Annotated in this window: 13 protein-coding genes; 6 read left to right on the top strand and 7 right to left on the bottom strand. The window is 58.1% G+C overall.

Annotated features, from left to right (window positions below; all coding sequences use genetic code 11):
• Nucleotides 1–173: 173 nt before the first annotated feature.
• Complete coding sequence (gene cfaB / locus CKW19_RS10970; RefSeq protein WP_095057908.1) at nucleotides 174–1,358, top strand: C17 cyclopropane fatty acid synthase CfaB; 1,185 nt, start codon at nucleotides 174–176, stop codon at nucleotides 1,356–1,358.
• Here cfaB and cls read toward each other — a convergent pair.
• The gene (cls, locus tag CKW19_RS10965; protein ID WP_095057907.1) at nucleotides 1,355–2,794 is read right to left on the bottom strand and encodes a cardiolipin synthase; all 1,440 of its coding nucleotides are present in this window, start codon (nucleotides 2,792–2,794) and stop codon (nucleotides 1,355–1,357) included. The genes cfaB and cls overlap by 4 nt on opposite strands.
• A gap of 133 nt (nucleotides 2,795–2,927) precedes the next feature.
• On the opposite strand from cls, the gene CKW19_RS10960 reads away from it, so the two are divergent.
• Entirely contained in the window at nucleotides 2,928–3,449 is a 522-nt protein-coding gene (locus tag CKW19_RS10960) for a DUF3617 domain-containing protein (protein ID WP_095057906.1), read from the top strand.
• Between the two features lie 3 nt (nucleotides 3,450–3,452).
• On the opposite strand, the gene folE2 is transcribed toward CKW19_RS10960, so the two are convergent.
• On the bottom strand, nucleotides 3,453–4,349 hold the full coding sequence (gene folE2 / locus CKW19_RS10955) for a GTP cyclohydrolase FolE2 (protein ID WP_095057905.1): 897 nt from the start codon (nucleotides 4,347–4,349) through the stop codon (nucleotides 3,453–3,455).
• Between the two features lie 94 nt (nucleotides 4,350–4,443).
• Here folE2 and zigA point away from each other — a divergent pair, with 94 nt between their 5' ends.
• Complete coding sequence (zigA, locus tag CKW19_RS10950) at nucleotides 4,444–5,649, top strand: zinc metallochaperone GTPase ZigA (RefSeq protein WP_095057904.1); 1,206 nt, start codon at nucleotides 4,444–4,446, stop codon at nucleotides 5,647–5,649.
• Here the strand turns inward: zigA and CKW19_RS10945 are convergent, their stop codons facing one another.
• Nucleotides 5,650–6,018: an NADH:ubiquinone oxidoreductase gene (locus tag CKW19_RS10945; RefSeq protein ID WP_095057903.1), complete on the bottom strand. Its 369-nt coding sequence runs from the start codon at nucleotides 6,016–6,018 to the stop codon at nucleotides 5,650–5,652. It lies immediately after the preceding gene.
• 27 nt (nucleotides 6,019–6,045) lie between these two features.
• Here CKW19_RS10945 and CKW19_RS10940 point away from each other — a divergent pair, with 27 nt between their 5' ends.
• Nucleotides 6,046–7,017, top strand: coding sequence for a CobW-like GTP-binding protein (locus CKW19_RS10940; RefSeq protein WP_095057902.1), 972 nt, complete (start codon nucleotides 6,046–6,048; stop codon nucleotides 7,015–7,017).
• A 4-nt stretch (nucleotides 7,018–7,021) separates the two neighbouring features.
• On the opposite strand, the gene CKW19_RS10935 is transcribed toward CKW19_RS10940, so the two are convergent.
• Nucleotides 7,022–7,435, bottom strand: a complete 414-nt coding sequence (locus CKW19_RS10935) for a DUF3301 domain-containing protein (protein WP_095057901.1) — start codon at nucleotides 7,433–7,435, stop codon at nucleotides 7,022–7,024.
• A gap of 119 nt (nucleotides 7,436–7,554) precedes the next feature.
• On the opposite strand from CKW19_RS10935, the gene pdxY reads away from it, so the two are divergent.
• On the top strand, nucleotides 7,555–8,427 hold the full coding sequence (gene pdxY / locus CKW19_RS10930) for a pyridoxal kinase PdxY (RefSeq protein ID WP_095057900.1): 873 nt from the start codon (nucleotides 7,555–7,557) through the stop codon (nucleotides 8,425–8,427).
• 70 nt (nucleotides 8,428–8,497) lie between these two features.
• Here the strand turns inward: pdxY and CKW19_RS10925 are convergent, their stop codons facing one another.
• Nucleotides 8,498–8,980 (bottom strand): acyl-CoA thioesterase, encoded by a 483-nt coding sequence (locus CKW19_RS10925; protein ID WP_095057899.1) that lies wholly within the window; start codon nucleotides 8,978–8,980, stop codon nucleotides 8,498–8,500.
• A 286-nt stretch (nucleotides 8,981–9,266) separates the two neighbouring features.
• Here CKW19_RS10925 and CKW19_RS10920 point away from each other — a divergent pair, with 286 nt between their 5' ends.
• Nucleotides 9,267–11,030, top strand: a complete 1,764-nt coding sequence (locus CKW19_RS10920; protein ID WP_095057898.1) for a cation:proton antiporter — start codon at nucleotides 9,267–9,269, stop codon at nucleotides 11,028–11,030.
• 18 nt (nucleotides 11,031–11,048) lie between these two features.
• Here the strand turns inward: CKW19_RS10920 and CKW19_RS10915 are convergent, their stop codons facing one another.
• Both CKW19_RS10915 and CKW19_RS10910 read right to left on the bottom strand, forming a co-directional pair.
• Nucleotides 11,049–11,456: an SMI1/KNR4 family protein gene (locus tag CKW19_RS10915; protein ID WP_095057897.1), complete on the bottom strand. Its 408-nt coding sequence runs from the start codon at nucleotides 11,454–11,456 to the stop codon at nucleotides 11,049–11,051.
• 138 nt (nucleotides 11,457–11,594) lie between these two features.
• On the bottom strand, nucleotides 11,595–12,476 hold the full coding sequence (locus tag CKW19_RS10910; RefSeq protein ID WP_095057896.1) for a Tim44 domain-containing protein: 882 nt from the start codon (nucleotides 12,474–12,476) through the stop codon (nucleotides 11,595–11,597).
• Between the last annotated feature and the right edge of the window lie 24 nt (nucleotides 12,477–12,500).

Below are 12,500 nucleotides of genomic sequence, written 5' to 3'. Positions count from 1 at the left end.
AGAACTGTGGCGCCGGTTCGTAGTCATTTGTAATAAGGGCGCACCATTTTGCGTGTTCACGGCGGCTGAATGGGCGTCGTGAATCCATGGGAAACGGCTATTAATTCGATAGCCCGCGATTTTTCCAACATGGTCTACCCTCTGATCAGACGTCTGAAACAAGGGGTATTCCCATGCTCGCGCATCTACCACCGGCCTTACAGAATCTGCAATTACCGCTTCGCTTGCGACTCTGGGACGGCCATGAATTCAATCTGGGGCCGACGCCCAGCGTCACGATTGTGGTCAAGGATCCACAAATGGTCACCCAGTTCACCCATCCCAGCCTGGACTCGCTAGGCGCGGCGTTTGTCGAAGGAAAACTGGAACTCGAAGGTTCCATCAGCGACGTGATCCGCGTCTGTGATGAGTGGAGCCAGGCGTTGCTCGACGAAAATGACGACAACCAGCCCGTGCGTACCCTCCACGACAAAGACACGGACGCCAAGGCGATTTCCTACCATTACGACTTGGGCAATGCCTTTTATCAGCTGTGGCTCGACAGCGACATGGCCTATTCCTGCGCCTACTTCGAGACCGGCAGCGAAACCCTTGAGCAGGCCCAGCAAGCCAAATTCCGTCATCTGTGTCGAAAACTGCGTTTGCAGCCTGGCGAATATTTGCTGGATGTCGGTTGTGGTTGGGGCGGGTTGGCGCGCTTTGCGGCCCGAGAGTTCGGCGCGAAAGTGTTCGGTATTACCCTCAGCAAAGAGCAACTGGCCCTGGCTCGTGAGCGCGTTAAAGCGGAAGGGCTGGAGGACCTGGTCGAGCTGCAATTGCTCGACTATCGCGATCTACCGCAGGACGGTCGTTTCGACAAAGTGGTCAGCGTCGGCATGTTCGAACATGTCGGGCATGCGAACCTGGCGGAGTACTGCAAGACCCTGTTCGGCGCGGTGAAAGAGGGCGGTCTGGTGATGAACCACGGCATCACCGCCAAACATATCGACGGCCGTCCGGTGGGACGCGGTGCCGGTGAATTCATCGAGAAGTATGTGTTCCCCAACGGTGAGCTGCCGCACCTGTCGATGATCTCTGCCGAGATCAGCGACGCCGGGCTGGAAATCGTCGATGTCGAGAGCCTGCGCCTGCACTATGCGCGCACGCTGGACCATTGGAGCGAGCGCCTGGAGGACAACCTCGATGCAGCGTCCAAACTGGTGCCGGGTCAGGCCTTGCGGATCTGGCGTTTGTACCTGGCGGGCTGTGCTTACGCGTTCGCTCGAGGCTGGATCAACCTGCACCAGATTCTCGCGGTGAAAGCCCATGCCGATGGCAGTCATGAACTGCCATGGACACGGGACGACATTTACATTTAGAGGACCGGTGAAATAAGCCGGGCGACCCGCATGCCGAGGTGTTGCAGGCGGTGGGTCTCCCGGCTTTCTCCTTTGGCGATTTCGTGGGCCTGGGCGAAGTCATCGGTGAGCATCCGGTCCACCTCGGCGGCAAACGCGCGGTCAACCGTCAGCAGCATCACTTCGAAGTTCAGCCGGAACGAACGGTTATCCATGTTGGCACTGCCAATGGCGCTGATTTCGCTGTCGATCAATACCACTTTCTGATGCAGGAACCCGGGCTCGTAGCGGAATACCCGCACGCCCGCACTCACCGCTTCAAAGGCATAGAGACTGGAAGCGGCGTAGACCACGTGATGGTCGGCTCGGGAAGGCAGCAGAATCCGCACATCCACACCGCGCAGCACTGCCAATCGCAGTGCCGCGAACACGGCTTCATCGGGGATGAAGTAGGGGGTGGTGATCCACACTCGTTCCGTCGCCGCGTGGATGGCGTCGACGAAGAATAAGGAACAGGTCTCGTAGGCGTCCGCCGGGCCGCTGGCGAGCAATTGGCACAGCACGCCGTCTTCTGGATAAACCTGCGGCAGAATCAGCGGCGGTAACGCACGTGCGGCCCAGAACCAATCTTCGGCAAAGGATTCCTGCATGCAGGCCACCACGGGTCCACGGACCCGCACGTGGGTATCGCGCCAGGGCGCCAGGGGGGGCTTTTCTCCCATGTATTCATCGCCAACGTTGTGCCCGCCGACGAATCCGAGGAAGCCGTCCACAACGACGATCTTGCGATGGTTGCGGAAGTTCACTTGAAAGCGATTGAGCCAGCCGCTGCGGGTGGCGAAGGCTTTGACCTGGACACCGCCATCGCGCAACGCCTGTACATAACTGTGAGGCAGAGAGTGGCTACCGATTCGGTCGTACAACAGATAAATCGCCACGCCTTCGGAAGCTTTCTTGAGCAGCAACTTTTGCAGGCGTTGGCCGAGGCGATCATCGTGGATGATGAAGAACTGTACCAGCACGGCCTGTTTCGCTTGATCGATGGCTTCGAAAATGGCGTCGAAGGTTGCCTGCCCGTTGATCAGCAGTCGCACCTCGTTGTTGGCCAGGCACGGCATATGGCCCAGCTTCGGCATCGCTCTTAATGAGTCGTATGCGGTGGACGCACGGGCGGTGAGCGCCTCCTCTACCCAGGGGCGCCAGTTGAGCTCAGAGATGGCCTTGCGCATTTCCTCGTTGGCTTGGCGCCTTGCCTTGATATAAGCGTCGAAAGAACTGCGACCGAATATCAGATACGGAATGAGCATCAGGTAGGGCATGAAAAAAAGTGACAGCGCCCACGCAATCGAGCCTTGCGCGGTTCGAACGGTCAACACGGCGTGTATCGCGGCGATCATGCCCAGCGTATGCAGCAGGGCGATGGTATAGCCGAAAATATGCGGTCCGAAGTAATCCATGTGGGGCAGCCTTACTCCTGAAGATTCAGTGCCTAACAGACCATGTTCTGTGCAAAATGTCGCTAATTAATTGGCCCATGAACCGAAGCGAGCGGCTGACGTCTAACGGCCACTATTGATCAGGAGTTACTCGATGAACGTTCGTCTGCTGGGTTTGGCCGTGGCGCTTGGTTTGGCACTTCCTGTGGCAGCTCAGGCGCAAATGCTGCAACCGGGTTTATGGGAATTGACCACGAGCAACATGAAGGTCGATGACCAGAACATGCCTGATCTGCAATTGATCCTCGGCCAGATTCAGAACCAACTCACACCTGAGCAACGTGCGCAGTTGGAGAAGCAGGGCATCACCATGGGCGGCAAAGGGATTCGGGCTTGCCTGACCCCCGAGCAGGTCAAGTCCGACGACATTCCGCTGACGGATCCGCAATCGGGTTGCAAACAGGAAATCACCGATCGCACGGGTAACCAGTGGAAGTTCCGCTTCAGCTGCCCGAAAGCCCAAGGGGCCGGTGTCGCCACGTTCCTGAGCGATCGCGAGTTCACCACCAAGGTCAATGGCACGTTCAATGCCACCGGTCTTCAACAGAAGGGCAGTCTCGAATCTCGTGCCGTATGGTTGGGCCAAGATTGCGGCACGGTTAAACCGCGCGCTTAAAAGCTAGAACGTTCCCCAGTTAAAAAGACTCTCGGCAACGGCGTCATGAGCATGAAGGCTTTCCGCGTGGATGACACGAACATGAAAAGCCTTGATGCCTGGGGAACGTTTCAGCGTCAGGTTCAAGCGCCGTGCAGCGTCTTCGCAGAACATCAGGTTCTGCCCATTGGCCAAGGCAAAGGCTTGTTCATCGGCGCGTTTCACCGCGGTTTGAACGGCTGTGCCTAACGCCGCTTCTGCGTCATTGATGATCGCAATAAACGGTAAATCCTCTAGGTACTCGTCCAGTCTCAAGCGCAATTGCGCCGAGCTACGTTGGCTGTGGGGCGTCGCAATGATGCCCTTGGTCGAGCCCAACCACTGCAAAACATCAGCGTGTTGCAGCGAGCGGTTGGCGAAGTCCTGGACGAATTGCTGCTGAATCAACTGGCGTGAAAGGGCCGCTGAACAAGGGCAGGTTGAGGAATAAAGAAGCTCTGTTTTTAGTTCCACGTGGAACATGTCGTTTTTCAAGCGCGCTTCGATGCTGATTGGATAGCTTTTCCAGCCTTCCAAAGGACTGATCAGCGCTGGCCGTTTCAGCAACAATTCCCCATGTATTTTCAAGTAAGCACTCGCGGACATTCCGGTATGGCTGTCCAGAAAACTGCGCAGCACCCGACGTAATAAATCAGGCGAAAGGGTTTCTCGTTCGAGCAGTTCAAGCGCCAGGTACAGTCGTGACATGTGTATGCCCCGCGCATTTCCATCATCCAGGCTCACGCCTGCGTCGGCTTTTGCACTCAGCCGTTGGCCATCGAATAGAACAGGAAGGGCGATACCGCACATCCCCACCCATTCCAGTGGAAAGGCGTGGGGTGAGGCTTGCGCGGCGATATCCGGCAAAGTCAGCGCATTCATGAGCAGGTCCATCGTAGAAGTTGTTAAGTGTTATAGTATAACAATACAATCGACGATACCTTTTCTTGTGCGAGCTTTCGCGAGGAACATCCTGATGCCAAATCGCCTTCCTGTGACCGTCCTCTCCGGCTTTCTAGGTGCTGGAAAAAGTACACTTCTTAATTACGTACTACGTAATCGTGAAAATCTTCGCGTCGCTGTGATCGTTAATGACATGAGCGAGATCAACATCGATGGCAGTGAAGTCCAACGCGATGTCAGCCTCAATCGTGCCGAAGAAAAACTCGTCGAGATGAGCAATGGCTGCATCTGCTGCACGTTGCGCGAAGACCTGCTGGAGGAAGTCAGCAAGCTCGCCAGGGACGGCCGCTTTGATTACCTGTTGATCGAATCCACAGGTATTTCCGAACCGCTGCCGGTGGCGGAAACCTTCACCTTTCGCGATGAAACCGGGCAGAGCCTCGCCGATATCGCCCGGCTCGATACGATGGTCACGGTCGTCGACGGCATGAATTTTTTGCGCGACTACCAGGCAGCAGAAAGCCTGGCCTCCCGTGGCGAAACACTTGGAGAAGCGGACGAGCGCTCAATTACCGACCTGCTGATCGAACAAATTGAATTCGCCGATGTGATTCTCGTGAGCAAGATCGATCTGATCAGTCGCTGCGAGCGCGAGGAGTTGATCGCCATACTCGAGCGACTCAACGGTCAGGCGGCCATCATTCCGATGGTGATGGGTGAGATTCCCTTGGAGAAAATCCTCAACACCGGCCGCTTCGACTTCGAAAAAGCGGCCCAGGCGCCAGGCTGGTTGCAGGAAATGCGTGGCGAACATGTACCGGAAACCGAAGAGTACGGCATTGCCTCCAGCGTTTACCGTGCGCGTCGACCGTTCCATCCCCAGCGTTTTTTCAGCTTCATCGACGGGGAATGGATCAACGGCAAGTTGCTGCGCTCCAAAGGGTTTTTCTGGTTGGCGAGCAAACACATGGACGCGGGTAGCTGGTCCCAGGCCGGAGGAATGATGCGTTACGGTTTCGCCGGGCGCTGGTGGCGTTTCGTACCGAAGAACCAATGGCCGCAGGACGTGGAAAGTACGGCCGCAATCATGGAGAACTGGAGCGCTGCTGCCGGAGATTGCCGGCAGGAACTGGTCTTCATCGGTCAAAACATCGACTTCGTAAAACTGAATGCCGAGCTTGATAGTTGCCTGCTGACGGAGGATGAAATGGCGCTGGGCGTCGAGGGCTGGAGTGTGTTTGCGGACCCGTTTGGCCCTTGGTATGAAGAGGCCGCCTGATTATCGGTCTGCGCGTTGAGGCGTGAGCCAGGTGCCCTGGCTCTGAGCCTCGCAATAAGGCTTCAAATACGCCGCGTCGCTGGCAACGCCGTAATAGTGAATATCCTGCCGGTAAGGCATATTGGCGACTTGAGCGTTGCTGCAAGCACCGAAGGCGCCACCCGGGCATTGATCGACATATTCCACTGAGACCTTCTGCCCGGGCAGGGTTGGTTGGCAGAAACCATCGGCGAACAGTTTTTCCGGGATATTACGATTTTGCTGGCAGACTTTCACATCAAGGCGTTCAGCCTGACTGTGAACCACGCAGGCCTGGGCCAGTGCTTCACCGCAGGCAAGCGCCCACAGCAACGAAAAAATCCACCGCATCCATTACCTCCTTAGAAAACCTCGACCATGTTGCAGAACATTCCCACGCACGTCATTGCTGGCCCGTTGGGCGCCGGCAAGACCAGCCTGATCAAGCACCTGCTGGCTCAACGGCCGGTCGATGAGCGGTGGGCGGTGTTGATCAACGAGTTCGGCCAGATCGGCCTCGACGCAGCGCTGCTGACCTCGCCGAGCGATGGTATCGCACTGGGCGAAGTGGCCGGCGGTTGCGTGTGTTGTGTCAACGGCGCGCCGTTTCAGATCGGCCTTGGGCGCCTTTTGCGCAAGGCGCAACCGGATCGCCTGTTCATCGAGCCCTCCGGGCTGGGGCATCCGGCGCAATTGCTCAGACAACTGAGCGCGGCGCCGTGGCAAGGGGTGTTGGCCGTTCAGCCCAGCGTGTTGGTGCTGGATGCCCAGGCGCTCGCGGATGGCAAGCCACTGCCTGTGACACAACAGGAGGCGCTGAACGGCGCCGGATTGTTGTTGCTGAACAAGTCTGAGAATCTCGACGAAGAACACCGCACGCAGATTGCCGCTCGACTGCCTGCGCGTCCGATGTATTGGACGCAAAATGCCGTTTTACCCTTGGTTGAGTTGCCGGGTTTGGCCGCTCAGGCCGTGGCAGGTGTGGATAACTTCGTTGCGCCCAAGGGGTTGGCGCAGATGCCTGCGGTTTGGCCTGATCCCGCGTTGCCCATTTGCTTGAGTCAGCAGCAGGACAGCGGCTGGAGCATCGGTTGGCGTTGGCACCCGAGCCAGATATTCGATGCGACGCTGATCGAGTGGTGGCTGTCAGGGCAGGTCTGGCGTCGTGCGAAGCTGGTTATCCACAGTGACGCGGGATGGGTTTCAGCGAATGCAGTGGATAACTCGGCGCTGGATTGGCAGCCCATCGAGTGGCGGCAGGATTCGCGCCTGGAGCTGATTTTCAGTGAGCCGCAGGATGTCGATGTCCTGCAATGCCAGTTGAAGGGGTGCCGTACGACGCCGGGTTAACGGCTCAAGGCCGCCACTTGGTGTGTTCCTGGCGCCACTGGCTCAACTCAATCACTTCGGCTCGAGGCTTCACCACATCAACGACAGCTTCTGTCTCTGCATGCGGCATAGGATAGGGCGCCAATTCGATGTGCGCGCTGTGCGCGCCAAACTGGGTGATGGTGCCGTTGTGGCGGGTTTCGCCGGTCACGGTGAATTCGAAGTTATACACACGCCCCAGACGTCGACGACCGTTGGCGTCTTTGATGAACGCGATTTTTTTCAGAGCCACGTTGCCATCCAGCAACTCGACGCCGAGTTTGCTGCAATGCTGCTTGACCCGCTCCAGCGCCCGCTCGCGCAAGCCGTGGTTGTGCCACAGCCATGCGCCCGCGGTGGCGAACAGCATCAGCACGAAAATATTTCCAAGGGTCAGCATCGACAGGTTGCTCCAACAATAGAGTGTCAGCTTAACTGCGTCGCCGGTCTGTCGTACAGACTGCGTTTAGTCGCATACTGCGCGGCTAGAATTTCAATCGTTTTACGGAAACTCACCGCATGAAACGTACGCCTCATTTGCTCGCTATCCAGTCCCATGTCGTGTTCGGTCACGCCGGCAACAGCGCCGCGGTATTCCCGATGCAGCGGGTCGGTGTGAATGTGTGGCCGCTCAACACCGTGCAGTTCTCCAACCACACCCAGTACGGCCAGTGGACCGGGGACGTGTTGGCACCCCATCAGATTCCTGACCTGGTCGAAGGCATTGCCGCGATTGGCGAGCTGGGCAACTGCGATGCCGTACTCTCCGGTTATCTTGGCAGTGCGGCCCAGGGCCGGGCGATTCTGACGGGTGTGGCGCGGATCAAGGCGATGAATCCCAAGGCGCTGTACTTGTGTGATCCGGTCATGGGCCATCCGGAGAAGGGCTGCAGTGTGCCGGCCGAAGTCAGTGACTTCCTGCTGGAAGAAGCCGCTGCCGTGGCGGACTTCATGTGCCCGAATCAACTGGAACTGGATAGTTTCTCGGGGCGCAAGCCGCAGTCGCTGTTCGATTGCCTGGCGATGGCCCGAGCGCTGTTGGCGCGTGGTCCGAAGGCCGTGTTGGTGAAACATCTGGATTATCCCGGCAAATCCTCGGATGTCTTTGAAATGCTGCTGGTGACGGCTGAAGGCAGCTGGCATCTACAGCGTCCGCTGTTGGCGTTTCCGCGTCAGCCAGTGGGCGTTGGCGACCTGACTTCCGGGTTGTTCCTGGCCCGCGTGCTGTTGGGCGACAGCCTGGTGGCGGCCTTCGAGTTTGCCGCCTCGGCGGTGCACGAAGTACTGCTGGAAACCCAGGCTTGCGCCAGTTACGAGCTTGAACTGGTGCGCGCTCAGGACCGGATTGCCCATCCGCGAGTGCGCTTCGAAGCGACGTCGATCAGTTTGTAATCAGATTTAGGCAAAAAGATCGCAGCCTGCGGTAGCTCCAAGCTGCGGCAGGCTGCGATCTTTTTTTGCTTTAAGCGTCGCCCTTGATCTCTTGATAACGCTTTTCCAGTTCCTGACGAATCTGGCGGCGTTGCTGAGCCTGGATATAGCGGCGCTTGCTCTCGCTGTTGTCCGGTTGCAGCGGCGGTACCTGGGCCGGTTTGCGCTGGTCATCCACCGCGACCATGGTGAAGAAGCAGCTGTTGGTGTGACGCACCGAACGCTCGCGGATGTTCTCCGTCACCACCTTGATGCCCACTTCCATGGAGGTATTACCGGTGTAGTTCACCGAGGCCAGGAAGGTCACCAATTCGCCGACATGGATCGGCTCGCGAAAAATCACCTGGTCCACCGACAGGGTCACCACATAGCGTCCGGCATAACGGCTGGCGCAGGCGTAGGCCACTTCGTCGAGGTATTTGAGCAGGGTGCCACCGTGAACATTGCCAGAGAAATTGGCCATGTCGGGGGTCATCAATACCGTCATCGACAGCTGGGCGTTTCCGGGTTCCATAGCATTCTCACGGGGCAAGGCAACGTTTGAGGGGGGCACCTCTGCGGGTGCCTCAGCGGTTTTTTCAAACCAACAGTTATCGGGACGCCGTGCGCCTGTCCGCCGTCACGCCGAATCGATCTGTTTCCATATATTGCACCGCCTTTCTGCTTCAAGTCGCGGTGTTACCCTGCCAAAAGCCCGGTTTCGAGGGCAATTCCTACGCGGCACGCAGATTTTTACTCGCCTCAGTCAGACCGTTCTTACGGTCGGCTTATGGTCAATGACATCCAGGGAGCGCCACGCCATGCATGCCATCAGTTTTATCCAGGATCTGGCAGTGATCATGTTGATCGCAGGTGTGGTGACCGTGGTGTTTCATCGCCTCAAGCAACCGGTGGTACTGGGTTATATCGTCGCCGGCTTCATCATCGGTCCGCACACCCCCCCTTTCGGGCTGATCCACGACGAAGAGACCATCAAGACCCTGGCGGAACTCGGGGTGATTTTCCTGATGTTCTGCCTGGGCCTGGAATTCAGCCTGCGCAAGCTGTTCAAGGTCGGTGCCACGGCCTTCATCGCCGCGTTCCTGGAAATCGTGCTGATGATCTGGATCGGCTACGAGATCGGTCGCTGGTTCGACTGGAACACCATGGATTCGCTGTTCCTGGGCGCGATCCTGGCGATTTCGTCGACCACCATCATCGTCAAGGCGCTCAATGACCTGAAGCTGAAGAACGAGCGTTTTGCGCAGCTGATTTTTGGTGTGCTGATCGTCGAAGACATCCTGGGCATCGGCATTATCGCTTTGCTGTCGAGTATCGCGGTCAGCGGTACGGTCAGCTCCGGCGAGGTGTTTTCCACCGTCGGCAAGCTCTCGCTGTTCATGATCGTTGCGTTGGTCCTCGGCATTTTGATGGTGCCGCGGTTGCTGGCCTACGTGGCCAAATTCGACAGCAACGAAATGCTCCTGATCACGGTGCTGGGTCTGTGTTTCGGCTTCTGCCTGCTGGTGGTCAAGCTCGAATACAGCATGGTGCTGGGGGCATTCCTGATTGGTGCGATCATGGCCGAGTCGCGACAATTACTGAAGATCGAGCGATTGATCGAACCGGTTCGCGACCTGTTCAGTGCCATTTTCTTTGTGGCGATCGGGCTGATGCTCGATCCGAAGATCCTGCTGCAATACGCCTGGCCGATTGCGGTGATTACGGTAGCCGTGGTGCTCGGCAAGATGTTGTCCTGCGGCCTCGGTGCCTTTATCGCCGGTAACGACGGACGGACCTCGCTGCGCGTCGGGATGGGGCTTTCACAGATTGGCGAGTTTTCTTTCATCATCGCGGCGTTGGGCATGACCTTGCAGGTCACCAGCAACTTTCTGTATCCCGTGGCGGTGGCGGTCTCGGTAATCACCACCTTGCTGACGCCATATCTGATTCGCGCGGCCGATCCATTGTCGATCAAGCTTGCGCACGTCATGCCCGAACGCCTGGGACGGGTCCTGGGAATGTACGGCGAGTGGCTGCGCAGCATTCAGCCGCAGGGAGAGGGCGCCTTGCTGGCGTCGATGATTCGACGGATTTTGCTGCAGGTGGGGGTCAATCTGGCGTTGGTGATTGCGATCTTCTTCTCAGGTGCATTCTTCGCCGAGCGCATGGCTGCTTACGTGCAAGCCTGGATCAGCGACCCGAGCTGGCAAAAAGCACTGATCTGGGGCGGTGCACTGTTGTTGTCGTTGCCATTCCTGATCGCGGCGTATCGCAAGCTCAAGGCGCTGTCGATGTTGCTGGCGGAAATGGGCGTGAAGCCGGAGATGGCCGGGCGCCACACGCAGCGAGTGCGAAGGGTGATCGCCGAAGTGATCCCGATCCTGTCGCTGCTGGTGATCTTCCTGCTGTTGGCAGCCTTGTCGGCCAGTATTCTGCCGACCAACAAGTTGCTGCTGCTGATCGCCATCGTCGCGGCCGCCGTGGCGGCGCTGCTGTGGCGTTGGTTCATTCGCGTGCATACGCGGATGCAGGTGGCGTTGCTGGAAACACTCGACAACCACAAGGAGTCGTCCGGGCATTGACCACCGGCATCGGCTGAATCAGCTTTCCAGCCAGACGTCCCGCGCCCAGTGCCACACCGATTCCCAGGTTTCTTCGGCAATCAGCTCTTCTTCGGCCTGCCAAAGCACCACGGTGCCGTCTTCTTCGACGCAGTAGTAGTCGTCACCGTCCTGGCAGATCGGAATCAGGCTGCGTTCAACGCCGGCATCCCAGGCATTGGCGGCAACGTCCGGCAGATAGGTGTGAGATTGCGGGTCGGTGACGGTCACCGGCTCCAGGCTGCCGTAGACCACGTCGCTGACGGTCAGCAGAAACTCTCTGAAGACGAATGGAATGTCGATGAACAGTTGTTCCTCGATTTCCACCAGCATGTCTTCGTCAGGCAGCTCCAAGGGGACCGGTACCGGTTCGTTGGCTTCACGCAGTTGTTCGATGATTTCTTCCACGTCCGGGATCCTCTTGCTTGAATGGCGCGGTTTATATGGGGCGGTTTATACAGTAGCTTGCTATAGATGCAACCGCGAAATAGAAAACCCCAGCCGAGGCTGGGGTTTTTATTGCAGCAAGTGAAGCGCGGAGGGGGATCAGCCGTTCTGGCGGATACCGGCCACCAGCCAAGGCTGGTTCTCGCCCTGTGCACGTTCCATGTTCCAGCTTTCGCTGAAGGCTTCACCCTGGTCGAAACGTGAAGTTTTCGATACACCGTTGAAGGTCAGGGTAGCGATGGTCTTGTCGGCGCGATCATCCACACCGTCCAGTTGCACATTGAGGTTATCAATGTAGGTGGACTGGAAACCGTCACCCAGGTCGGCACGCTCACGCTTGAGGAACTCGAGCATTTGCGGGGTCACGAACTCGGCAATCTTGTCCATTTCGTTCGCGTCCCAGTGCTGTTGCAGGGACTGGAAGTGATTGCGCGCGGCTTCGATGAAGTTGTGTTCGTTGAACCAGGCCGGAGCGTTGATTACCGGACGAGCGGCGACCGGTGCTGCCGCGCCGCCAAAGATCGAACCGCCAGCCGGCTTCTGTTCGAAAGCTTCACGCTGCATCGGCGGCGCGTAGCCTGCCGGAGCCATTTGTGGCTGCTGCTTGCGGCGACGAGCGGCGATGAAACGGAAGACCAGGAAAGCGATGACCGCCATGATCAGGATGTCGAAGATCTGCATGCCCTGGAAGCCGTCGCCCATGAACATGGACGCCAGCAGGCCACCGGCGGCGATGCCGGCCAGAGGGCCGAGCCAGCGCGAAGCGCCACCGGCCTTGGCAGCGGCGCCAGCGGCACCGGCAGCACCAGCGGTCGCCGCAGCGCCGCCCATGCCTGGAGAAGAAGGAGCCATCTGGCTGGTTTGGTGAGTCGGCGCAGCGCCTGCGCTTTTGCCACCACCGAAGCGCTTGGCGGCATTGACGTCGAGACTCATCGTCAGGCCGATGCACAACGCCATGGCGATGCTAAGAAAACGTTTCATAAAGGGAATTCCCATTTGTGGAAG

Origin of the sequence: Pseudomonas sp. Irchel s3f7, assembly GCF_900187615.1 — a bacterium.
GTDB lineage: Bacteria > Pseudomonadota > Gammaproteobacteria > Pseudomonadales > Pseudomonadaceae > Aquipseudomonas.
The sequence above is the reverse complement of the archived record's forward strand: the minus strand, read 5'-3'. Positions and strand labels throughout refer to the sequence as shown.